General features: G+C 56.0%; 21 protein-coding genes. 1 reads left to right on the top strand and 20 read right to left on the bottom strand.

Annotated elements, in window-relative coordinates; translation table 11 throughout:
- Positions 1–124: 124 nt before the first annotated feature.
- The 9 genes from Q0C48_RS04040 to Q0C48_RS04000 form a co-directional block, all read right to left on the bottom strand.
- On the bottom strand, positions 125–706 hold the full coding sequence (locus Q0C48_RS04040) for a hypothetical protein (RefSeq protein ID WP_291521790.1): 582 nt from the start codon (positions 704–706) through the stop codon (positions 125–127).
- Between the two features lie 189 nt (positions 707–895).
- On the bottom strand, positions 896–1,639 hold the full coding sequence (locus tag Q0C48_RS04035) for a SprT family zinc-dependent metalloprotease (RefSeq protein ID WP_291521788.1): 744 nt from the start codon (positions 1,637–1,639) through the stop codon (positions 896–898).
- The gene (locus Q0C48_RS04030; protein WP_291521786.1) at positions 1,629–4,706 is read right to left on the bottom strand and encodes a type I restriction endonuclease subunit R; all 3,078 of its coding nucleotides are present in this window, start codon (positions 4,704–4,706) and stop codon (positions 1,629–1,631) included. The genes Q0C48_RS04035 and Q0C48_RS04030 overlap by 11 nt, the downstream gene beginning before the upstream one ends.
- A 3-nt stretch (positions 4,707–4,709) precedes the next feature.
- Positions 4,710–4,991 carry a type II toxin-antitoxin system RelE/ParE family toxin gene (locus tag Q0C48_RS04025; RefSeq protein WP_215877056.1) on the bottom strand — a complete coding sequence of 94 codons (282 nt, stop codon included), beginning with the start codon at positions 4,989–4,991 and terminating at the stop codon, positions 4,710–4,712.
- Positions 4,981–5,235 carry a plasmid stabilization protein gene (locus tag Q0C48_RS04020; RefSeq protein WP_291521784.1) on the bottom strand — a complete coding sequence of 85 codons (255 nt, stop codon included), beginning with the start codon at positions 5,233–5,235 and terminating at the stop codon, positions 4,981–4,983. Before Q0C48_RS04020 ends, Q0C48_RS04025 begins: the two co-directional genes overlap by 11 nt.
- A gap of 173 nt (positions 5,236–5,408) precedes the next feature.
- Positions 5,409–5,735, bottom strand: coding sequence for a hypothetical protein (locus tag Q0C48_RS04015; protein WP_291521782.1), 327 nt, complete (start codon positions 5,733–5,735; stop codon positions 5,409–5,411).
- A gap of 51 nt (positions 5,736–5,786) precedes the next feature.
- On the bottom strand, positions 5,787–6,263 hold the full coding sequence (locus tag Q0C48_RS04010; protein WP_291521780.1) for a TspO/MBR family protein: 477 nt from the start codon (positions 6,261–6,263) through the stop codon (positions 5,787–5,789).
- Positions 6,260–7,558 carry a restriction endonuclease subunit S gene (locus Q0C48_RS04005; protein WP_291521778.1) on the bottom strand — a complete coding sequence of 433 codons (1,299 nt, stop codon included), beginning with the start codon at positions 7,556–7,558 and terminating at the stop codon, positions 6,260–6,262. Before Q0C48_RS04005 ends, Q0C48_RS04010 begins: the two co-directional genes overlap by 4 nt.
- Complete coding sequence (locus tag Q0C48_RS04000; RefSeq protein WP_291521776.1) at positions 7,549–9,900, bottom strand: type I restriction-modification system subunit M; 2,352 nt, start codon at positions 9,898–9,900, stop codon at positions 7,549–7,551. Before Q0C48_RS04000 ends, Q0C48_RS04005 begins: the two co-directional genes overlap by 10 nt.
- 901 nt (positions 9,901–10,801) lie before the next feature.
- On the opposite strand from Q0C48_RS04000, the gene Q0C48_RS03995 reads away from it, so the two are divergent.
- Positions 10,802–11,353 (top strand): SCP2 sterol-binding domain-containing protein, encoded by a 552-nt coding sequence (locus Q0C48_RS03995; RefSeq protein ID WP_291521774.1) that lies wholly within the window; start codon positions 10,802–10,804, stop codon positions 11,351–11,353.
- 77 nt (positions 11,354–11,430) lie between these two features.
- Here Q0C48_RS03995 and gatB read toward each other — a convergent pair whose 3' ends face one another.
- The 11 genes from gatB to Q0C48_RS03940 all read right to left on the bottom strand — a co-directional run.
- Positions 11,431–12,861: an Asp-tRNA(Asn)/Glu-tRNA(Gln) amidotransferase subunit GatB gene (gatB, locus tag Q0C48_RS03990; RefSeq protein ID WP_291521771.1), complete on the bottom strand. Its 1,431-nt coding sequence runs from the start codon at positions 12,859–12,861 to the stop codon at positions 11,431–11,433.
- Between the two features lie 2 nt (positions 12,862–12,863).
- A complete protein-coding gene (gatA, locus tag Q0C48_RS03985) occupies positions 12,864–14,336 on the bottom strand; it encodes an Asp-tRNA(Asn)/Glu-tRNA(Gln) amidotransferase subunit GatA (protein WP_291521769.1) in 1,473 nt (490 codons plus the stop codon).
- Between the two features lie 9 nt (positions 14,337–14,345).
- Positions 14,346–14,633 carry an Asp-tRNA(Asn)/Glu-tRNA(Gln) amidotransferase subunit GatC gene (gatC, locus tag Q0C48_RS03980; RefSeq protein WP_291521767.1) on the bottom strand — a complete coding sequence of 96 codons (288 nt, stop codon included), beginning with the start codon at positions 14,631–14,633 and terminating at the stop codon, positions 14,346–14,348.
- A gap of 2 nt (positions 14,634–14,635) precedes the next feature.
- Positions 14,636–15,442 carry a VacJ family lipoprotein gene (locus Q0C48_RS03975; protein ID WP_291521765.1) on the bottom strand — a complete coding sequence of 269 codons (807 nt, stop codon included), beginning with the start codon at positions 15,440–15,442 and terminating at the stop codon, positions 14,636–14,638.
- Positions 15,439–16,107, bottom strand: coding sequence for an HpnM family protein (locus Q0C48_RS03970; RefSeq protein ID WP_291521763.1), 669 nt, complete (start codon positions 16,105–16,107; stop codon positions 15,439–15,441). Before Q0C48_RS03970 ends, Q0C48_RS03975 begins: the two co-directional genes overlap by 4 nt.
- A 34-nt stretch (positions 16,108–16,141) precedes the next feature.
- The gene (hpnH, locus tag Q0C48_RS03965; protein WP_291521761.1) at positions 16,142–17,245 is read right to left on the bottom strand and encodes an adenosyl-hopene transferase HpnH; all 1,104 of its coding nucleotides are present in this window, start codon (positions 17,243–17,245) and stop codon (positions 16,142–16,144) included.
- Positions 17,246–17,394: 149 nt separating this feature from the next.
- The gene (locus Q0C48_RS03960; RefSeq protein WP_291521760.1) at positions 17,395–18,417 is read right to left on the bottom strand and encodes a lysylphosphatidylglycerol synthase domain-containing protein; all 1,023 of its coding nucleotides are present in this window, start codon (positions 18,415–18,417) and stop codon (positions 17,395–17,397) included.
- Position 18,418: 1 nt separating this feature from the next.
- On the bottom strand, positions 18,419–21,121 hold the full coding sequence (locus tag Q0C48_RS03955; protein ID WP_291521758.1) for an MMPL family transporter: 2,703 nt from the start codon (positions 21,119–21,121) through the stop codon (positions 18,419–18,421).
- The gene (gene hpnK / locus Q0C48_RS03950) at positions 21,102–22,019 is read right to left on the bottom strand and encodes a hopanoid biosynthesis-associated protein HpnK (protein WP_291521756.1); all 918 of its coding nucleotides are present in this window, start codon (positions 22,017–22,019) and stop codon (positions 21,102–21,104) included. The genes Q0C48_RS03955 and hpnK overlap by 20 nt, the downstream gene beginning before the upstream one ends.
- On the bottom strand, positions 21,979–23,406 hold the full coding sequence (gene hpnJ, locus Q0C48_RS03945) for a hopanoid biosynthesis associated radical SAM protein HpnJ (protein WP_291521754.1): 1,428 nt from the start codon (positions 23,404–23,406) through the stop codon (positions 21,979–21,981). The genes hpnK and hpnJ overlap by 41 nt, the downstream gene beginning before the upstream one ends.
- Positions 23,403–23,932, bottom strand: a 530-nt coding sequence (locus Q0C48_RS03940; protein ID WP_291521752.1) for a glycosyltransferase, incomplete at its 5' end; no start/stop codon positions are given. The genes Q0C48_RS03940 and hpnJ, both read right to left, overlap by 4 nt.

Genomic DNA, 23,932 nt, shown 5'->3' with positions numbered 1-23,932 from the left:
CCGCACACCGGGTTCGGAGGGAGGGGACGGTAATCGCCGTTCCCTACCCCTATCCGCTGCCAACCTGTCATTGATCATGAGAGTCCGTCCATGATCGGCTGGGAGGGACTGGCCCGGAGGGACTCTAATGTGCCTGTTTTTGTGTCCAACCAGGATGAAGCAGCTCCGTAAATACTTCCACATACTTGAAAGCGGTGGTAACGAATAGGTTTACGATCCGGTCGTCTTCTGGCGATTGTTTCATTGGTTGGACCAAATTAAACACATAGGCCAGTAGCCATTGCTCCGGGTGTTGCTCAATGTAATCCTGGGAGGCTTGTCGTTTTTCCAGAGCAGACAGTCTGGCATCTGTCTCCTGTGTCATTCGGGTGATCACCCGTTCAAAGCACATATCCACCAAGCCTTCACTGGCCGGTGGTAGCTCAATCTGCCCATTTTCCAGGGCGATCGTCACCATCAGGAGAAGATCCATCAGAGGCTCCATAGTAGCCTCAGTCAATCCCAATTTCTTGAGAACGATAATAGTCCCTACTAATTGCGGTTGACGAGCAATAATGATTTCTACGTAATGGGCTTTTTCTTCAAGGGTCAGTTTATCGCGTTTGACGACGGCATCGGCTATCAGGTTCTGAGTGACACGGGCTTGGCGAAGCGCATTCTTCTGTCTCTCCGGTAGCGGGAGACGATCTATATGGGTTTTGGTCATAAAGGGAATGCCTCCAATCCACACTGCATTGCCCCCTCCACGGAACCATCGACATATTGCAAGCCAGGGCAGGCCCACTCATCCGGGGCGTACTTGTTATGACTAAGCACACTTTTGGGAAACCCATTGTTGAAGGTTTCAATAATAGCATCCATCTCTGCTTGGACCTCACTGGTCAATGGAGCTATCTCACTGCTCACGTTCGTCCTCGCTTTCAGGCAATATCAGCGGTAACCCCTCTTTCAACTGGTCTTTTACGTGCCGCCAATGCGGCATTGCCCGGTCCAGAATGCTTTTGAAGCGGTCATTATGTAACCGTTCCAGCAGGTGCGCCATCTCATGCACTACCACGTATTCCAGGCAAGGTTCCGGGTGTTGTGCCAGATCCAGATTCAGCCAGATTCTCTTCGCCCGGATATTACAGGTCCCCCAGCGGGTTTTCATACATTTGATGCCCCATTCTGCGACTTTTACCCCCAATATAGGCTCGTAGTGGGCAACGAGGCCGGGGATGCGTTCTTGTAGGCTCTGCCGGTGCCAGGCCAGAACCAGTCTTTCCTTATGGTCTTTGCTGGCGCCTTGCCGACAATGCAGGTCAATAAAATGGGCGTGGCTGAGTTCAACGCGGCCCGCCCGGGTCGTGGAGTGCACGCGTAACCGGTAGCGTCTGCCCAGGTAATAGTGGCTCTCCCCGGATACGTACTCACGAGGAGAGATTCTTTCTTGCCCCATAAACTTCCGCTGCTGCTTTCTAATCCAAGTCAGACGACTGAGTACCGCTGCACGAATAGCCTCTTCACTGAGCCTTAATGGGGCCGCCACACGTACCCAGCCCGACGGCGGATAAACGCCCAAGTGCATATTCTTAATAGGCTTCTTGATCACCTGCACGGACAGGTCACCTAACTGCAGGGTGTAGGTTTCAGTAATCACCGCGTTGTTCCTTCACCAGGGTAAACACCCGCTCCACGTCCTCTGGGTCCTCCAGGTAACGTTTGATTTCGCGTTTGACTTCCCGCTCTTTGAATTTATTGCCCCGCCAGTCATCTTTTTTGACGGCCCGAATGGCACCATCCAAGGCGACGGCCTTTTCTTCGTTTTGGTCCAGATTGTCGTAAAGCGCCCGCTGTGCGGTGGTTATAAGGGACTTAGGGTACGTCTCTCCACGCTGCAGGTCTTTAACCTGACCGGCCAGTTGGGTAATTTCCTCAAGATACTGCTGGTAAGTGAGTACTTGTTCCCGGCGATTTTGAATCAGCGTCTCCAGCAATTCGGACATCTTTTCATAATACTTGGGGTTGACGGGAGACTCGTCGGTGATGAGTTTGCGTATATTGTTCTCGATGGTCTCGGCCATTGACTCTTCCTGCTGGGCTAACCCCTCAGGGAGGGAGTCTTTCACTGCTTGATAGCCCCGGCTGGCTAATAAATCCACCAGGTCATAATCATCAAACTCAGAAATCTTCCGACTCTCTTCGGCACGGATGTAGGTATCAATCAGGTGCCGCATGGCCGGTTCATAGACCTTCAGGTCAATATAGTCCCCACTGGCAAGCCGGACCTCATTCCGGATGCTCTCAAAGTGCCGGACCTCCGCTTTGATTTTGTTCTGTTGTTCTGGGGTGTATCCCGCTTCCTCCAGCTCGTTGGCTATAGCGGTGTAGGCACGGATCAGGGCGGACGTGGCCTTATAGAGGGCCATTCTGAGGGGAGACTTGGCTTGTAAGGTCTCCTTGTCCTCAGCGGCGGCGCCGTCCCCACAAAAGTAGTGCAGGTGCTCCAGGGATCCCTGCGGTGGTGCCACCGGCTCGCACAGGGCCTTGACGGCCTCCCGTCGCTCTTCCAGGTCCTCACGGGCTTTGCTCAGTCGGTCGCCCAAGAGTCCCTGCACGTCCTCGCGGTCATAACCATCCAGCGCCCCCTGGGTGTAATCGGTCATCGCCGTTTCCAGGCTATGGAACAGATCCTTGTAGTCGATGATGTAGCCGTATTCCTTGTCCTCTCCATCGAGACGATTCACCCGGCAGATGGCTTGAAACAGTCCGTGATCCCGCATGGCCTTGTCGATGTAGAGGTAGGTGGCCGGTGGTGCATCAAAGCCGGTGAGGAGCTTGTCCACGACAATAAGCAGCTTCATCTGGCCCGGAGACTCAATGAACTGCTTTTTTACGGCCAGCTCGAACTCTTCCACCCGTCCCATGGCCTCTTCCGGGGGCACCCGGAACCAGTCCGAGAGCATTTTGCGGTAGATGTCGTATTGCCGGAGTCGTTCAGTAAAGCCTTCACCCGTCTCTTCGCCCTTGATATCAGCGGTGCTGGGTTTGTAGGAGGTGACGATGGCACATTTGCCGTTCAGTTCGGTCTGGGCGAACAGCTCGTAGAACTTGCAGGCCTGATAAATGCTGCCCGAGACCAGCATGGCATTGCCGCGTCCGTCCATGAGCCGGGGCTTGTTGTACATGTCCATGAGGATATCTGCCACAATCTTTTCCAGGCGGGACTTGCTGGAGTAGATCTTTTGCAGGGTCCCCCACTTCTTTTTCAGTTGCAGGAGGGCGATGTCCGTCAACCCCTTGGTCTTGGAGGCAAACCACTGGTCAATGCGTTCCGGGCTGGTGAGGGCCTGGTCAATGTCTCGTGCCTCATAACGCAGGTCCAACACCACTTTGTCTTTGACGGCTTCGTCAAATTTATAGACGTGGATGTAGTCCCCGAAGACTTCAATGCTCTTTTTCTTATCGGTTTTGAGGAGGGGGGTGCCGGTGAAGCCGATGAAAATGGCGTTGGGGAGAATGGCCTTCATGGCCTTGTTCAGTTCCCCGGACTGGGTACGGTGACACTCGTCCACAAAGACGATGAGATTACCCTTGGGGCTGAAGTCCGCAGGCAGGGCCTTTTTGAGCTCGGCAATGAAGCCTTCTACGTCCGTGGCGTCCCTGGAAACGAACTTGTGAATGAGGGAGCAAATAAGCCAGTTCTCGGCACTGTTTAACTGCTCAATCAGATCCGCCCCGCTTTTGCTGCGGTAGATGTTTTCGTCCACCCCCAGGAAAACCTTTTCAATCTGTTCATCCAGCTCGGTGCGGTCGGTGATGATGAGCACTCGGGCATCGAGCATGTTTTCCCGAATCCACTTGGCCAGCCAGACCATGGTGAGGCTTTTGCCGCTGCCCTGGGTGTGCCAAACAATACCGCCCATGTGTCGACGAATATGTTCCTGGGAGGCCTTCACCCCGAAATACTGATTGTGGCGGGGGGTCTTTTTGACCCCGGCATCAAAGACGATGAAGTCGTGGATGAGTTCCAGGAAACGGGCTTTACTGCAGAGCTGAGTCAGGTGCCGGTCCAGGAGGTTGTCTATGGGGCTGGGCTCTTTCCAACTGAGGTAATATTTTTCAGGGGTGCCGATGGTGCCGTAACGGACGCCTTCCGTGTCGTTACCGGCCAGAAGCAACTGCAGCGGGGCAAAGAAGCGTTCTATGAAGTCCACCTTCTGGTTGTCCAGATTCTGACGAATACCTTCCGTTATGGAGATCGTAGAGCGTTTGAGTTCAATGACGCCGAGGGCTATGCCATTGACGTAGAGGACCAGATCCGGACGCTTGTCATGGGTGCCTTTGACGGTCACTTCTTCGGCCAGGGCAAAATGATTGTTTTCAGGGTGCTTCCAGTCGATGAGCCAGACCGTCTGGGTTTGTTCTCCTGTGTCGGCTTTGACCTTGACGCCGTAGCGGAGCAAGCCATAGACGGCCCGGTTGACGTTGTAGAGGGGCTGGGTGCTGTCTCCGGCTATGGTTTGCAGTTCGTGGAGGGCGCGGGAAATAAAGGCGGTGGTATAGCCTTGTTTTTGGAGGAAGCAGGTCAGGAGGGTTTCTTCAATGGGCCGGTTGTCGGGCCGGTCTTTCCAGTTGCCGAGGTATTGGTAGCCGAGGGCGTGCTGGAAGAGATGAATGATCCGATCTTGGGTGTGTCTTTCTCGGGCACCGATGGCGGCGGGCATGGGTTAGCGTCCTTTGGCTTTGTGATAGGCGACAGAGCCTTCCCGCTTGCCTACTGCCAGGACCAACACTTGGACTTCCGTTTCCATCACTTGGTAGATCAAGCGATAGCCTATGCTGCGGAGTTTGATCTTGTAGCGATCCGGGTGGCCCTGCAGTTGAGCGGAAGGGACGCGTGGGTGCACTAAGCGTTCTGCCAGCTTCTTTTTAAATGGGGCACGGACGCTATGGTCCAAGGCCTGCCATTCTTTGAGGGCAGAGGGATGGAAAGTGAGCTCATAAGGCATCCAGCGACACCTTGATCGGGGCTTGGCCATCCTTCAGACGGCTTTCCGCCAAAGCGTTCAGCTCCAAATCTTCCAGATGTTCCAGGAGCGCAGCATAGGTAGCGGCTGGGACACAGTAAAAAGCCGGTTCGTTGCGGTTGAGAATGGCCACAGTAGCCCCTTCTCCTGCGGCCACGGTTCCCATAGGGTTCTTTTTGAGTTCGGAAACACTGGCAGCAACATCGGCAAGAATGACGTGGGTCATGGAAAGTCCCTCATAGTCTCTAAAAGACCGGTTAAGCGTACCATAATAAGTAGCCTAAAGGCCACGCGGCCATCAGGCCATACACCATTTAAATCACCTGGACCTGTCCGACTTCCCGTTATTGTTTTCTGCAAACCCCAGCGCCTGACTCATCAGCATGGCCAGGACAATGATCAGGGCCAAATCCTATGCGGTGGAATCCAGAGCAGATAAGCCAAGGCCACGGCTGCGCCAAATAGAGCGAAACCCATGGTCGAAAAGAAACTGCTGCGGGTAGTAACACGATCGTCCTTGTATACGGCCAATACCGTAACGGCGGCCCACAAGGCACCGACTACGGCTGCCCCGCCATGCAGCGGAGCCATCAGGTCAAACTCGTATCCCAGCAGATAGGCCATGATCACCAGGATGGTAATGTAGATACTTCGGACATACGCATCCCAGTGGCCTAAACGCTGTTCAGTCTCGTGGACTTTGCGGCGTGCGGTTTCAGGCAACATGTGAACACGCTCCATGAATCAATACAGGCATAGAGGATATGCTCACCTCCCTCAACGGATATCTCGGTTCAGCCAATATATAGTCCAGTTCAAATACAGGGCGACGAACAGCCATAGCCCATACGGAACCAGAAGCAGTGCCGCTATGGAGTTGATCGCCGCAAAGACCCCTATGGCAGCCAGGACCAAGGCCAGTAGCACCAAGATATCTATGAGTGCCCACAACGGCTTGTGAAGCCGGAAAAAAAGCCAGGACCATTTGGCGTTAGCCAATAATTGGATGCCATAGAGAACGAGTGCGGTGGTTCGTAAAGGTGCCGCAGGACTGACGAAGACCAGGGCGGCCGCCAGGGCCATGAGGATATAGAGCATGGTCCACACCACCGGAAAGACCCAGGGTGGGGGCGTACCCGCTGGTTTGCGCAGGTGTTCATACCAGGCGTCGGGGCGAAACAGGGAGCCGATGGTAGCCACGGCTAGAGTGAGGACCAGACTGGCGAAGGCAACAACGGCGAAATGGTTTATCACTGCCGCATCTCCACGGTTGGGTTGGTTCTGTCCGAAACCATGTGGTGTTTTGCTATGGGCAAGCGAATCCGACCCGTCAGCAGTTCCTGCATCATGCCTTGTTTCAGGGCGCGGGTTTTGTCGCGGCGGGATTCGAGGGCGGTGATTTCGGCATCCATGTCGGAGAGAATGGTGGCGATGGCTTGTTGTTCGGGGAGGGGTGGTAGTTTAAGAGTAAATTTCTTCATGTCTGCGGCATACAAGTGAAATACGGTGGTGCCAGTAACTAAATTCATGATTTGCCTTCTTTCTCTTCGGATCAGATAGGCAAGAAAAGGGCCAAACAGAGCGCTACCCGGATGAATAACTAAAATATCTCCACCGAGAATTATTTTGTCATGCAGTATACAACTAGCCTTGGCTAGGCCGTTGGGAGTCACATCTGACGTAGGCATCAATACATCATGCTTAGATGATGTAAAAAAATCATCATCACTATCCGTTCGGCTGAGAATGTAATTTATCACAGATGGATAAAGCGTAAATAATTCACCATAATGAATACAGTGCCGTTTACCATAGGCACTAACCATACTCTTGGGCAGGCCCTTTCCTTTGAAAAACTCTACTAGCTCCCCCAACCGCTTCACCTCCCATTCCCCACTAAACCCCGGAAGTCGGGTCTGGCCAGTGAGGAGTTGCTGCATGGTGGCCTGTTTGATGTCACGCTTTTTGGCGATGAGTTGGTCGAGTTTTGTGATCAGAGTGTCCACGTCTGACAGGGCGGTGGCTATGGCGTGTTGTTCGGGGAAAGGTGGAAGTGGAATTTGTACATTTCTGACTTGCCGTAGACTAATCTGTGGGTATGCTTGGCCAGTCGTAATGGAGCCAAAATATACGCGGATAGCGGGTTGAGATATGTAATGATAAATGTAGCCGCTATCTACGGATGAGGATGATATCCTTATTCTCGCAATGTGTTGATTTATATTTGCCGCCTCAATATCCAGAAAATATACCACACGGCCAACATTTCCTGTGATTGTCATCAGGATATCTCCGCCACATACTTCGCTGCGGCGTAACATTTGATGAGCATGTGCTGATATAAACATTGACTGGGTTAGATCAAGACCGTCGTCCGATACGCATTCGCTTCTTAGAAAGAGAATTCCAGATGGTTCCCACCTAAATCCGTGGGTTGTCGGTGTTGAACCCTTCGTGATGAAGGCAGAAAGCTTTTCCAGCGGCATTCGTTCCCAATCCTCCGGAATCACCCCCACCTCCGTCAGCTTATATCCCGGCTTCACTTCCATACGAACCCCATCTTCTCCAGGTGGCCTTCTACCTGGGCAGACAGTGTTTCCACTTCAGCCTCTAGTTTCGGCAAAGGGCTGGCGTAGCGTTCCGCCAGTTCCTTCACGCGTCCGGTTAAGGCCTGAGAAACCCGGTCCAGTTCCGCCTGCACGTCTTCCGCCAATCGGGTAAGCCACTTGTCTTCAACGACGAGGTTCTTCACGGCCTGGCTGTCCAGTTGTCCATACTGCTTGCTGACGGTAGCAGAAAGGATCTTCTGGGCTTCTTTTACCGCCCTGCTGGCCTGGGACGCCTTTTCCAGTGTGGACAGAACCTGTTCCAACAGCTTTTTTTCTTCTGCGGCTTCTTTGTCCCGGCGAATGTCATTCAGTCGCGCCGTAATACTGACCTTGCTGAGTTTGCCCTTGTCGGTTTTGGCCTCACTGAGGAGTCCATCCTCTCCCCCATGCTCTTCTTCCAGTTCCTCCAGCTCCCGGCTAAATACGTCCCGCTCCGCTTCCAGCGCATCAATGGCTTCTTGGTCTTGGGGGAAATAGCGGTGGATAACCAGGTCTTCAGGAATGAGTTCCGGGCTGGCTTTCCAGCCGTCATCAATGAGCAGGTAAACGTCGTCCTGCATGGTCTCTACCCAGTAGGTCATCAGATGCTGGTAGATGGCGTAGGGGTCCACCAGTGCCGATGGCTTGAAGGTGGCCAGCAGACTTTCTCCCAGGGTCTCCATGAGGGCTTTGGGGTGAACCTCCGGGGTGATGGCTTTCAGAGTGGGGTTGACCATTCCCCGCCAGTCTTCAAAAAGGGCATGAATGCCCTGAGAAAACGCCTCAAACTCGGGGTGCTCAAAAATGGTGCTGCGGACTTGGGTGGACTCTACCTTGACTTGGCTGTAGCCCTCCCGGAGGGGCGTGAAGAGACTGTCCTTGAGTCCGGGGAGAATGGCCCAGTAATCCCCCATAGCTTCCACGTCACGGTCAGGAATGCCGCCTTGTAGGTGGGCTTCAATGTCCTGCAGGTCTTCGGGAGTGCTGCTGTCGATGTAGCGGGGAATGTTCAGGTTGAAGTCGTTGGATGCTATTTCGGCATGGCTGACCATGCGGGCATAGCCGGGTATGTCCGCCTGTCTGGCGAAGGCATCGACGATCTTGTGGATGTCCCGCTGCCGCAGGCGGTTTTTGTTGCCGTCCTTCTGAAAGCCCTTGGCGGCGTCGATGAGGAAAATGCCCTTGCGACCGGTGGCATGGGCCTTGTCGAGCACGATGATGCAGGCGGGAATGCCGGTGCCATAGAAAAGGTTGGCGGGCAGGCCGATGATGCCCTGAATTACGCCGCGCTGAATGAGGTTCTTGCGGATACCGCCCTCGGCACCGCCCCGGAACAGCACCCCGTGGGGCAGAATCACGGCCCCTTTGCCGCTGCTCTTCATGGACTTGAGGATGTGCAGCAGAAAGGCGTAATCGCCATTCTTGGCCGGGGGGATACCCTCTTCAAAGCGGCCATAGAGGTCATGGGACGGATCAAAGCCATTACTCCACGCCTTGGTGGAGAAAGGCGGATTGGCGACCACGTAGTCAAAAGTCTTGAGGCCGCCGTCGGTATTGATCCAGTGCGGACTGGAGAGGGTATTGTCCTGCCAGATTTCAGCGGTTTCGTTGTTGTGCAGGATCATGTTCATTTCGGCCAGCGCCGCCGTGGCGTTGTCCATTTCCTGCCCGTAGATGGTGACCCCGGTCCTGGCTTCCGCAGCCGCCTTGAGCAATAGGGAGCCGGAGCCGCAGGTCGGGTCGTAGATGGTCTGTGAGGCGTTCTTGGCCTGGGCAATGCCGATAACCTTGGCAATCACCTGAGAGACTTCGGCAGGGGTGTAGAACTGGCCCTTGCTCTTGCCGGACTCGGTGGCGAAGTGGCGCATGAGGTATTCGTAGGCATCCCCCAGCAGATCATCGCCATCGGCGCGGTTACTGGTGAAGTCCAGTCCCTCAAAAATGCCGATGAGTTTGGTGAGGCGATCCACCATCTCTTTGCCTCGGCCCAGTTTGTCGGCATCGTTGAAGTCGGCAACGTCAATGACACCCGTGAGGTCATTGGCTTCCGCAAGATTGCGAATGATTTTATTGAGTTTGTCACCAATTTCTTTGTCGCCTTTGGCCAGGACCATGTCCCGGAAGGAGCCGCCGTAGGGGACTTCGATGAGGGAGTCGGGGTTGCGTTCGGCCTTGTCGGTGACGTATTTGACGAAGAGGAGGACCAGCACGTAGTCCTTGTACTGGGAGGCGTCCATGCCCCCGCGCAGTTCGTCACAGCTTTTCCAGAGGGAGGCGTAGAGTTCGGATTTCTTGAGAGGCATACGGTGGAGGCTTACCTGAGGTGACGGGCTTATGTGCGGCATTCTACAACAAATACACAAGAGACGATGCGGCGATGGGTACCGTCACAGATGCCGCTCAAGAAATACTTATTAACATATTGAATATATTATAGTTATAAAATGATGATCTCCCAGGAACCAGCCTCACAGAAGCCACAACGTGTTTCTTCGGCGCGATTTGCGGCACCCATGGTCGATTACCGCGCTCACTCAGGGCAACAGCGAGATGACTTCCAACCATATGATTTGGCTATAATATTACTGATTTTGCACCGTGTCTGATGGCCAGTTATTGAATCTTACGCCCATTCATCAGATTACCGCGAATCAAAAGCTCCTGGGTATTAGTTGAATCAATTGGTTACGAATGAATTTGGCGGAGGCGGTGAGATTCGAACTCACGAGGGGCGTTAACCCCTGCCGGTTTTCCTTACCCGCTATGGCTTTCGCCACAGGGCCACAAGGACCCTTTTGGAGTCTGGATCATGCCTTCACCCTGGCCGTGAGGCTGTAGGTGGGAACCGTCTGATCTCTACACCTTCCGGAACCTTTCCGGCTTGGCTCGGCGTTACCTCGGATAAACCAGGGGCTTCGCCGAATTTGATTCCTGCCACCCTGCCCGTTTCCCGGCAGGGGCTCGATTTGGGGACAAGACCGGTGCAATCAACCGCTCTGCCACACCTCCGTGGTCCGCTAGTCTAACGAAAGTGCTGCCCGATGGGAATGGACACAACGCCGCTCCTCGCTGAAACATTATATAACGATTTTCTGATTATTTATCGCGCAATTAAAAATACCTTGGTGTCAGCAATAACCCTCTGAGACTATACTGCTATACGCTCATCTGGAGCGCGGCGATAGCAATACGGAGGAAAGGTCGATGTTCAAAAAAATGACAATAGCTGCCATCTTGGGGCTTGGTTTAGCGGGGTCGACAATGGCTGTGGCGGCGGACGCCCCGACTGCGGCAGCAAATAGCACTGCCCAGGCGCCCGCTGCAACCCCCGCTTTCATGTCCCCAGCCTGGGCGCAAGACCTCTGCACCGCGTGGAACAACAGCCCGACATTGACCGAAAAGCTGGCCGGTTCCTGGGTCAAAAACAACGGTGGCAAAGGCTACAAAGTGATGGAAGTCTCCGACTCCGACATGAAGACCACCCCACCCGTGCAACTGGAAATCGCCCTCAAAGAGGGCAAAGCAATATGCAGCTATGGCGGCCCCATCAAAGTCAGCAAGCTTAATTATGATTATGACTATAAAATGTGGGCGACCACCCATGACTGGCATCACATGGGCTCCCCGCTGACCGCCATGATGTTCGGACGCCTGAACTTCAAGGGGCCGAAGATGGAAGCCATGGGGAACATGGGCCCGTTCGGTGCTTTCCTGAAACTCGTCAAGGACGTGCCCGCAACGGTTCCAGCCTCCTGATTGGCTGACCAGAGCACAACACAAAGGGGCATTCCGGCGTTCCGGGCGCCCCTTTGGCACGAGTGAAACTCCGCCCGCTAACCTTTCTGCAAGCGCTCCAGCAAAATAGCGTTTACCTGATCAGGATTGGCTTTCCCCTGACTGGCCTTCATCACCTGCCCCACGAAGAAGCCCAGCAGCTTGTCCTTCCCCGCGCGGAAGTCGGCCGCCTGTTGCGGATTGGCCGTGACGATGGCATCCCCCATTGCGGCAATAGCCGCCACATCGGTGATCTGCCGCAAACCCCGACCATCAATGATGGCGTCTACCTCACCACCGCGATAAAAAATCTCTTCAAAGATTTCTTTGGCGATCTTGCCAGAGATCGTCTGATCCGCAATACGCTGAACCAGCAGACGCAGTTTTTCTGCAGAGGCCGGACAGTCATCAATCTCAATACCCGCCTTGTTGAGGGCGCCGAGCAGATCGCCCATGACCCAGTTCGCCGCCAGCTTACCATCCACATCTGCGGCCACCTGCTCGTAGTAATCTGCCAAGACACGGCCTGCGGTGAGCACCCCCGCGTCATAGGCTGTCAGGGCGTACTGATTCATAAAACGGGTACGCTTGGCATCGGGCAACTCAGGAAGGATGTCCCGTATCCGCTCGATACGCGACTCGTCCAGCACCAACGGTAGCAGGTCGGGGTCAGGAAAATAGCGGTAGTCGTTGGCTTCTTCCTTGCTGCGCATAGAGCGGGTTTCGTCGCGATTTGCATCATAGAGACGTGTTTCCTGCACAATCTGACCACCACTCTCCAGAATATCGCGCTGGCGAACGATCTCGTATTCAATCGCCTTTTCCAGAAAACGGAAAGAGTTGAGATTCTTGATCTCTGCCCGGGTCCCGTATGCCGCGCCCGGCCGCCGCAGGGAGACGTTGGCGTCACAACGGAAGGAGCCTTCCTGCATGTTACCGTCACAAATATCCAGATAACGCACCAGGGCATGCAGTTTCTTGAGATACGCCACCGCCTCAGCCGGCGACCGCATATCCGGCTCCGACACGATTTCCAACAGCGGCGTACCCGCGCGGTTCAGGTCGATGCCAGACTGACCGATAAAGGCCTCGTGCAGTGATTTACCGGCGTCTTCTTCAAGGTGAGCACGGGTGACACCCACTACCTTTTCCACACCGTCAGCCAGTTGCACCGTCAGCGTCCCCTTGCCGACGACGGGCAGCTCGTATTGGCTGATCTGATAGCCCTTGGGCAGATCGGGGTAAAAGTAGTTCTTGCGGGCAAAAATACTGTGCCGGTTCAGCTCCGCGCCAATCGCCAGCCCTAAAGCGATAGCTTTATCTACTGCTGCCGCATTGAGGACCGGCAGAGCACCGGGCATAGCCAGACAGACCGGGCAGGTGTGACTGTTAGGCTCCGCACCGAAAGCGGTCGGACAGCCGCAAAATATTTTGGTGGCGGTATTGAGCTGGGCGTGGACTTCCAGGCCGATGACAACTTCCCAGTCCATACTCAAGCCTCCCCCGCCTGCAAGGACGGACGCGCGCGATGCCATTGGGTTTCCTGCTGATAGCGATGGGCCACATTGAGCAATAGATCGTCGGCGAAGTAATCCCCCATCAACTGCATGCCGACAGGCAACCCGGCCGCAGTGAAACCACAGGGAACGCTGAGCGCGGGAATGCCCGCCAGATTCACCGCGATGGTATAAATATCCGCCAGATACATGGCTACCGGATCCGCGTTTTTGGCCCCCAGCGGAAAGGCCGGAGTCGGCGTGGTCGGTCCGACGATCACATCCACTTCCGCAAAAGCCCGCCGGAAATCCTCGCGAATCAGGCTGCGCACCTGCTGGGCCTTGCGATAATAGGCATCATAGTAACCCGCAGAGAGCACGTAGGTGCCCACCAGAATCCGTCGCCGCACCTCCGCACCAAAGCCCTCATACCGGCTCTGCTGATACAAATCGGTCAAATCGGCAGGGTTCGCCGCCCGGTGGGTGTAGCGCACGCCGTCAAAACGGGCCAGGTTGCTGGAGGCCTCCGCCGGCGCCAGGACATAGTACGTGCTAACCGCATGGGGATTATTAGGCAGGCGAATCGACTGCACCGCGGCGCCCTGCCGGGCGAGCTCCGCAATACCCGCCTGCACGGCGGCCGCCACCTCGGGGTCGAGACCGGCGCCGAAAAACTCCTCCGGAACCCCCACCCGCAAACCCTGCAAGGGACGATCCAGACCGCGTAAAAAATCGCTGGCAGCGGCCGGGTGACTGGTGGAATCGCGCGGGTCATGCGCGGCCATCACGTTCAGCATCAGCGCACAGTCCTCGGCGTTACGTGCCATGGGACCGCCCTGATCCAGACTGGAAGCAAAGGCGATCATGCCGTAACGGGAGACCCGGCCATACGTCGGCTTGATACCCGTGATGCCACAAAGGGCGGCTGGCTGGCGGATAGAACCCCCGGTATCCGTGCCCGTCGCCACGGGGATCAGGCCCGCTGCCACCGCAGCGGCAGAGCCCCCGGAAGAGCCCCCGGGCACCATATCGGTATGCCAGGGATTGCGCACCGGACCAAAATAACTGGTCTCATTGGAAGAACCCATGGCGAATTCATCCATATTCAGCTTACCCAGCATGACCATGCCTTCTGCCGCCAGCCGCTCAACCACGGTGGCGTTGTAGGGCGCGACAAAGTGCTCCAGCATCTTTGAACCACACGTGGTGCGTACCCCCGCAGTGCAGAAGATGTCCTTATGGGCCATGGGAATGCCGAGTAAGGGACCATCTTCACCAGCCGCACGTCGCGCATCCGCCGCCGCCGCGGCGGCGAGGGCTTTGCTCTCGGTAACCGTGACAAAAGCATTCAGCGCCGGATTGAGGGCGGAGATCCGCTTTAGCAACGTCGTGGTCAATTCTACAGAAGAAAAATCCCGCTCCTGCAGGCCCTGGCGGAGTTCCCGCAGGGAGAATTCATGGAGTTCCAAGTGCAGCTCCTACTCGATAACTTTGGGGACGAGAAAAAGCCCGTGTTCAGCCGCCGGAGCACTGGCCATAAGCACCTCACGCTGATCATGATTGCCAACCGTGTCCGGACGCAAGGGCTGATCCAGATCCAGAGGGTGAGCCATGGTCGGGACACCCTTCGTGTCAATCGCACGCAGTTCTTCCACCAGAGCCATGATACGCTCTAACTGATCCGCCACTGCGGGTATTTCTGTCTGCGGCAGCGCAATACGGGCCAGATGTGCCGTGCGCCGCACGGTATCGTGATCGAAGGCCATGATTATGGATTTCCTTTTTTGCTCTCGTGACTCTGGGTGGCTTGATCTGGTGTGCTGGCCACCGGTGGCGGCAGTTGCAGGCCCTCCAGCAACTGGTTTTTACTGACAGCCCCTCCAGAAATCAGATACTGCTCATGCTGTTCCCAGGCATTACGCATAAACACGTAAGGATTAACGGCATCCTGGACCATCCGAATGTTGGGCCCTTCGACATAGCCCTTGTTGATGACTCCCATACCCGTCATGGCCCACTGAGCCGGGGCACTGGTCAGATAATATGCCGGCCCGGTAAAAATCGTCATCGCCAGACCGGGCAAACTGCGCAGTGAGCTGGGCCCATAAAACGGCAGCACCAGATAGGGTCCCTGCGGAACCCCCCAAACACCCAGCGTTACCCCCAAGCTGTTCTCGTTGTTGGGCAGATCCAGACGGTTCGCCACATTGAAGAGTCCGCCCAGACCAAACACGGAATTGACGAGGAATCGGCTCAGATCTTCCATTCCCTGCTGACCACGCCCTTGCAGGAAGTCATTGATAAAAATATAGGGCATATCCACATTGGCAAATACGTTGCTGACCCCCTCGCGCACAAAATCCGGGGTCACTGTTTTATATCCGGTGGCTAGCGGCTCCAGCACATAATCATAAAGACCCATGTTCAGATGGAACATCGGCCTGTTGATGGCCGCCAGCGGGTCTGCGGGCGATTCCGCGGCGCTCTGAGGCCCATTTACCGTGGCACATCCCGACAAGGTCAACATTCCAAGGGCCAGCATCACTCCCGATAAATACACACCTGATCGCGTCATTGGGACCCTTTGGCGTACCCAGCGATTTGTGCTTTCAGATGCGCAACCAGTGCGGCAAAACCCTTTTTCTGCACGGTTTCGGTATATTCCGCCCGCTTCAGGGCAAGATCGCTGACCCCGTCGGCGAAGACATTAACGATGCGCCACTGATCCCCTTGCTTCTGCAGAATATAATCAAAACGATGCACCTTGCCATTATGCTCTGTAAAGGTACTGAATACCCCCTCCGTACCGGGATGCAAGGTTTCGCTCTTCGTGATAGCAAAACGCTCCCCGTTGTAGCTGTCGAAACGCGCGGCATAGGTGGCTGCAGTGAAATCAGCAAGCACTCCAACAAACTCTTTTTGCTGTTCTGGACTGAGTTTTTCCCAATAAGCGCCCAGCGTCAGACTGGCGATTTGCGGATAATCAAAAGCGCGCTGCAGCACCGGGGCGACAATGCGGTAACGACCACTGTAACCCAATCGGCTTCCATCCTGCATGGATTTGATGAGAACAGCATCCAATGCAGTGATGGTTGCTTCCGGCGTATTCGCAACAATCGTCTTGGCCGTTGACGTTGTAGATGTGGATGCCGTTGGCGCAGCCAGCGCTGCTGCAGAGAGCGCTGGGGTGATACCCGTCACCGCACAAGCCAACAGCGTTATTACGGATTTTTTCAGCATAATTCCTCCAGATCCATCCCGAATCGGAATTAACTCAACGTTCGACGCGCAATGGAAAGACCGGGTGACTGGGACTCTGAGGAGGCGGTGACACCGGCATGTCTGGCGCCATCGGCCCCTCCGTACGCGGACCGCGCAACGCTACTTTCAAGGCTCGCAGCGGATGGATGAAGGTATCATTGACGGCCGTCGGTTCAAAACCAGAGTGCACCTGACATTGGTCACATTTCCCATTCACCCCCACGCCGTATTTATCCCAGGGCGTCGTCTCCATCAACTCATTGAAGCTCTGCGCATAACCCTCGCTGACCAGCAGATAACAGGGCTTCTGCCAACCAAAAATGTTGCGGGTGGGGTTGCCCCAAGGGGTGCACTGATAATTCTGATTACCTGCCAGAAAATCTAAAAACAGGCTGGATTGATTGAACGTCCAGTTTGCCTTGCGCTCCTTGCCAATACGGAAGATATCGCGAAAAAGCTGGCGTGAGGCACGCCGCTGGATAAAGACCTCCTGCTGCGGTGCCCGCTCGTAATTGAACCCCGGCGAGATGGTCACGCCCTCGACACCCAAGGCCTTGCAATCATCCAGGAAGCTCGCTACTTCTTCAGCACCTTCGCCCTGAAAGAGGGTGCAGTTGACCGTGACCCGGAAGCCTTTTTCCACCGCTTCGCGGATCGCCGCTGCCGCCCGCTGATAGGTGCCAGGCTGACACACTGAATCATCATGACGATGTTCGTTGCCATCCAGGTGCACCGAGAAGGTCAGGTACGGGGACGGTTGATAGTCATCCATACGTTTCTTGAGGAGTAGTGCGTTGGTACAAAGATAAACAAAGCGCTTGCGCTCGACGAGGCCCTCCACGACGGCGGGCATATCCTTGTGAATCAGCGGCTCGCCACCGGCGATGGAAATAATAGGCGCGCCGCATTCCTCGGCGGCGCCAATGCATTCCTCTACAGAGAGGCGTTTGTCGAGCGTTTCATCGGGGTAATCAATTTTGCCGCAGCCCGCGCAGGCGAGGTTGCAGCGGAACAATGGCTCCAGCATCAGCACCAGGGGATAGCGTTTACGCCCCCGCAATTTCTGCGTAAGGATGTAGCGTCCTACCCGATAGCTCTGAATTAAAGGAACGCCCATGTAGAATACCCTCGCCTCGCTGCAACGCAGCATGTAAGTAATGAACAACACCTTGTGGCCAGTATAACATACCAAAGCGTATGTGGGACAAGGTCACCAACGTTTAGAATGAATGTGGGTACCGGAACCCATATCCAAAGACATGGCGATCATGAAATGCTCTCCTCATTGGCATGTCTGTGCCGCCACTGAAGGTGTACATGATGGCCCTCTAATACTTGCCATGACAAGAGTACCGGGATGCCCAGCACGATTTCACGGAAACGCCGTGCCAGCGAAAAGGCCAGCGCCAAGTCGGGACCCACACCGATAGCGTTACCGAAAAGGATGAAACCACCCTCCTGTACCCCCAGTCCCCCAGGCACCAGAAAGGCCATGCTGCGCAGGGCTTGTCCCAGGCTTTCCATGAGCAGCGCCGCCCAGAAGGAAATAGGATGCCCAAGCAGCCAGAAGGTAAACCAGACCTCCGCGGTGCCTGCCAACAGACTCGCCAGTTGCCAGAAATTGGCCGGAAGCAGGCCCCAGCGGCGGGCATAGAGCCTGCGAATTTCGGCATCCAGATATTGCGGATCGCCTATGAGCGCGAGCAGGTCCTTGCCACCCAGGAGTTTCTTCATCAGTATCTGTAGAACAGTGAACAAACCCCAGTGCCGCTGCATCCAGACAAAGACCACCAACAGCGGCAACACCAGCGCCAAAAGAAACACCACATCCAGTTGCAGATGACGATCACTTACCTCGTAACTGAGCACCAGGAGTCCCGCGATCGTGAAAGCAAACTGGCTCAACAAGGTCAAAGTGACTTCGACCATGACACTAGCCCCGGAGATATAACCGGGCACGCCATAGCGAGTCAAGAGACGTACACCAAGCATTTCACCGCCCACCCGTGCCACCGGCAGGAGACCGTTGACGGCCTCGCGGACCAGCGCGACCCATAGTAAAAACCAGTAGCGCGCGCGCGCTTCACCGCGCAGCAGCCACTTCCAGCTCAGCACATCCAGAGCCTGCGGCAGAAGGTGAAAGGGGAGAAGCCAAAGCAGGCCCCAGCCGGCTACCGCCAACAATTTCACAATGCCGGAAACGCCGGCCTGCACGATCAGGAAGACAGACAAGCCCAGGCCGAGCAGACCAGCCGCCAGAAACAGGAGATTGCCTTTCTGTTTTAACAAATTAGCGGCCTTCATCCTGCGCGATACCGTCTTCGCGGGGTGACTGGGTGAAGAGCAGCAGCAGAGCCGGAAGTACAATCAGAATGCACAGCAACACAATGGCCAGCGCGAGGCTCAGTGCCTCGCCGAGACTGGCCATACCGGGATCGCGGGAAACCGCCATACTACCAAAGGCGCTGAGGGTCGTGAGCCCACTAAAAAGGACCGCCATGGGCGTGGATGTGCCGAGCAAATGCGCCACATCCACCCCGTTGCGCCAGCGCACCACAATGTAAATGGCAAAGGCCACGCCGAGGCCGATGAGCAGCGGCAGAACGACGATGTTGCCCAGATTGAAGCTCAACCCAAACAAACGCATGGCCGCTACCGTAAACAATGCCGCCAGCAGCAGCGGGATCATGACCAGCAAAACGTCCCGGTAGCTGCGCAACGCCAGGAGGAGCAGCAGGCTGATAGCGATCAGTGCAATAAAAGTAGCCTCCTGAAAAGCCCCGAGCACCGCCTCCCCACCCTGAACCAGCATCACCGATGTCCCCACGGCATTCGGTTCCACCTTCAGCACACTTTGCACAAAGGTCGTCATCGCCTGATTACTGCTCAGATTGGCTTTGGGGAAAATCTCCACGCGCGCCTGGCCTGAGGCCGCCACATAACGATCGCGCAAGGACCTCGGCAGGCTCTGCAAGGTTACCGGGGCTGCGGACAGGACCATGCCAAGTCGCTGCAACTCACCGGGCAAAGTCCCCATCACCCGCGTTTGCAGATCCGCGATTGCTTTACTGTCAGCGCCATCCTTCGCTAAAAATTGCGCCAGATGACCAGCCAGCGCCGCGGCCACCTGTCCGTCCCGTGTGCCCTCACCATCTTTTTGCGCGAGGTCTCGCAACCTGGTTACCAGTTCCGCAAGATTTTTGGGGGTATCCGGCGTCGGCGACTGCAAACTGGCGGGCATCGACAGCGAAAAGGGTGGCACCAGAATCTGCAGATTCTGCAAAATGGCCAACTTCTCGGACTGCTGTTCCGGGATATAGCTGGAGATCGTCAGGGCACGCGCCACCGTCGGCAACTGTTCCACCCGCGTGGCAAGGACCTGCGCCGCGTGGATATCAGGGGTGAGTACCTCAATGCGATAAGGGGCCGTCTGAGGATCAGCGAGGAGCTTCTCAAAAACACGCACCCCCTCGGCATGGCTGTCGATCATATGCAGCGGATTAAAATCAAAGGAAGTGCGCAATGCCAGCGGCACGGATGCCAGCGCCAGCAGGGTCACACCGCCCAGTACATAGTAGGCATAACGGTGGATAGGGTGACGCACGAGGGTAGGAATATGGCGCAGGTGCGGATAGTACGTCGGTTTTGTACCCGTGATCACCATAGGCCAGAGGGTCAAAAAAGCGGGCAGGAAGGTAAGCGTCATGAAGAGGGCAACAAGCATACTGGTGCCGGAAATCAGTCCGAGATCGACGATACCCGCATAGCTGGTAGGCACAAAGGCATAAAAACTGAAAGCAGCCGCAACGGCGGCAAGACTTAAGGCACCGCCCATACCTTGCGTCACCCGCTGCATGGCCTGTCGGTGAAAGGCGCCGTTAAAAACTTCTTCCCGGTAGCGCAGGCAGAACTGAATGCCAAAATCAACGCCCAGCCCAATGAAGAGAATGGCAAAGGCCACTGAAATCAGATTGAAGGGACCGATAAAAAACAGCGCCCAGGCCGTAGTTAAAATCATGCCCGCGATCAACCCGATCAGCACACCGGAAACCAGACGCAATGAGCGCAATGCGATGATCAGCAAAATAATTTCAAGACTGAGGGTCAGCGCCAAAGAAACCGCAGCCCCCTGACTCACCGTTTTCAATTGTTCCGCATCCAGTACCGCGCCGCCGGTCACCCCAACGTCGACCCCGTGGGCAGCATTCAGGTTGAGCGAGGTGAGGCCAGCGCGCAAAGTATGTATAGCCGCAGCAGCAGGCTCCAGAGACTTATAATTCAGGGCAGGCTGAATAATGACGAAGCGTTGCGCTGGCCCCATTTGGGCCAGATCGCCCCCCATGAGTTCACCCCACGGGATTTCATAGGACTTACCCTGCATCTGCGCCGTGAGCGCCTGATCCAGTGCGGAAAAAATACCCGTTAATCCAGGCAGATGCACGCCATTCGTCAAGCGTTGACCGATCGCCATGCTTAACAGGCCACTGAGGCCATTCAGGCTGGGCTCAGCAGAGAGCCTGGCGATGAGGGGCTGGGCATCGGTAATGCGGTTAGCGAAAGCCTGTACTTCTTTGGGGGAGAGGTACAGGAGACCGTTACGCTGAAAAAAGGAGCCGCCGCCAGGCACATACACATCATGGAAAGACTGTGGCCGGGCACGCAGCCAAGCGCTCAGACGATCCACCGCCGTATCCGTAAGATTCTGGTTATCGCCCTGCAGGACGACCACAATCGTGTTTTTATCCTGCGGAAAAGCCTTCTGATAAGCCACTTCGCGCTGCTGAAAAGGCAGATCACGCGACAAGGCATGGCTGGTATCGGTATCTACGGAAAAATGGCTAACCGAGTAGACCAAAGCGAGAAGCGTAGCCAGCACAATGGCCGCCAGCATCCAGGCAGCACGTCGCACCGAAAGGTCCACCAAAGCCACTAAACTTTGGGAGACAAGCGCCCCAGTGCGCTGCAAAAAACGATCAACGGACGGCAAAATCACTAAAGCTACCCTTCGCGATGTCTTGATCGCGCAAATAATTTTTTACGCGGGGGCTCATCAGTGCCGCCCACTCGGCGTGCTGTTCATACTCCGGCATGAGGGCGTGCAATGTTGCGGTTTGCGCCGTTGCCGGATGGAAATAGATTTCCGTAACCCCCGTCGCTGGCAGACAACCGAGCATCCGGAGCAGTCGCGCCTCGTCCATATGGCCGGTGGCATCCAAACCGTAGAGCAGATCATTGTGCATGATCCGGCGACAGTCCAGTTGGCGGCGCATGCGGGCCAGCCAGGGGCGCAGAAAGACAGACCAAAGTGCCGGCACCCAACCTTTGGCACCGCCACAACGCGCCGCCTCCAGAGGTTCCCAGGGCAAACGCACCGCCCGCAAACCAAACTCCTCCCCGATATCCAGCATCAGCGTGAGTACCGTGGGGTGCAAATGCAGGTGTTTGTGGGCATTGGCATGGTCCAGTTCTAAACCGGTCGCCGCAAAAGCCGCAAACTGGGCACGGATCTCGGCCGCCAGTTGTTTTCTAACCTGGGGCAAAAAGAAATAGCGCACCCCGCGTAGCCAGAGATCGGCGGCAAAACGCCCCTGCTTATCGACCAAATCAGGTACCTGCTCTGCGGGGAGCAGGGGTGTGCCGTCTACCAGCGTGAGATGCAGGCCTACACCCAGGCGTGGCAGTTCTCTGGCGCGGGTGACAGCATCCTCAGCCGCCGGTGCAGCCACCATGAGACTGGCGGTAGTCAGCACACCATCACGATGCGCTGACTCCACCGCCTCATTCACCGCCATATCCAAGCCAAAGTCGTCGGCGTTGAAGATGACCCGCCGACCGCCGACCTGCCCCACCTCAGCCGTGGCGCTGTCGGAGGAAGCGGACGAATTCGACACCCTCGCGCAGACGACGTTTCATCATTTGCGTGCTCTTGAGCATCTCACCCGTGATTTCGGCAATCTTGCCGGCACGGAAGTAGAAGCGCTTATACATCACCTCTACGGAGTCGAAGATTTCCGTGTGGTTGAGATGCGGGTAACTCATGGGGCTGATCTGCACGCCACGGTCGTTGACCAGATGGGCTTCGTCTTCGTCCGTCAGCCAGCCTTCCTGCTTCGCCTGGTTGTACAGGAAAGTACCCGGATAGGGTGCCGCCAGCGATACTTGAATGGTATGCGGATTGATTTCCTTAGCGAAGTCGATGGTCTTTTGAATGGTCTCCTTGGTCTCGCCTGGCAGGCCAAGGATGAAGGTGCCGTGAATCACGATCCCCAGCTTATGGCAGTCGGCGGTAAATTTACGCGCCGCCTCGATCTTGAGGCCCTTCTTAATGTTGTTGAGGATCTGTTGGTCGCCAGACTCATAGCCTACCAGCAACAGGCGCAGGCCATTCTCACGCAGTACCTTGAGGGTCTCATAAGGCACATTAGCCTTGGCATTGCAGGACCAAGTCACACCGAGCCTGCCGAGACCGCGGGCGATTTCTTCGGCACGGGGACGATCATCCGTAAAAGTGTCATCATCAAAGAAGATTTCCTTCACCTGCGGAAAGTTCTTCTGGATATAGCGCACCTCGTCAATGACGCTGGCGGCGCTGCGGGTGCGATAGCGATGCCCGCCGACAGTCTGCGGCCAAAGGCAGAAGGTGCACTGCGAACGGCAACCACGCCCGGTGTAAAAAGAAATATAGGGGTGCTTCAGATAGCCAATGAAATAGTCTTCAATGTGCAGATCGCGCTTGTACACTTCGGAGACGAAGGGCAAAGCATCCATGTCTTCAATCATGGCACGATCAGGATTATGGACAATCTGACCATTTCCGGAGCGATAGGTGATGCCGTCCACTTCACTGAGGGGCCGCCCTTCCGCCACTTCCTTGAGGGTGTAGTCAAACTCTTCGCGAGCGACAAAATCGACAGCGGTGGAGGCTTGCAGGGATTCTTCCGGCTCTACGGCCACCTTGGCGCCGACCATGCCAATCAGCATCTCGGGGTAGTGCTCCTTGAGCAACTCGGCCATGCGCACATCCGAAGGGAAAGACGGCGTGCTGGTGTGGATAATGCAGAGCTCATACGCGGCCGCCACCTGCAGGGTTTCTTCAACACTGACATCCCCTGGAGGGGCATCCAGCAAACGACTGCCGGGGATCATGGCGGCGGGTTGGGCCAGCCAGGTGGGGAACCAGAAAGAGCGAATTTCCCGCTTGGCCTGATAGCGCGAACCGGCACCACCGTCGAATCCCTCAAAAGAAGGGGCTTGCAAGAAAAGGGTTTTCATCGTCATTGTTTTGCTCCGTCATGGCCACCCATCCGCCCGTCGGCGCCGATGGCAAATTGCGACCCTCGCCAGGCGACGTGCCGCGCGAAAAGGGCGTGAAACCAAATCCACAGGCCCAGAAAATCTCCCAGCAGGGCCACTCCGAAGGAGTCGCCTGCATCGAGTTTATGCATAATCTGCCTATGGTACACGAGGCGCAAGAGGAGAACCACACCCAGAGGCAGCCCGCCCCACAGGCCCATCCAAGGTGCCAGCAGGAGTACCAGCGGCAGCGGATAACTCAAAAAGGAGAACGCGTGCCCCAGCGGCTGTACCGATCGCGTGGTGCGCGACCAGCGCAAGGCATGCCGATAAAATGACCGGAAACCGGCCTCTTGAACCTCGGTGTCGACCACATAATCCGCCAACAGGGTGTGTTGCCCCAACTGGCGGCTGTAGGCACCGAGCCAGTAATCATCCGCCAGTTGGTTCGCTAATCTGGGCAAGCCGCCAAAGGCCTCCAGCGTCCCGCGCCGCAAGGCCATGGTCGCCC

Source organism: Acidithiobacillus sp. (assembly GCF_023255755.1).
In the GTDB taxonomy this organism is placed as follows: domain Bacteria; phylum Pseudomonadota; class Gammaproteobacteria; order Acidithiobacillales; family Acidithiobacillaceae; genus Acidithiobacillus.
Note: the sequence above shows the minus strand (reverse complement) of the source record. Positions and strands in the feature narration are given on the sequence as shown.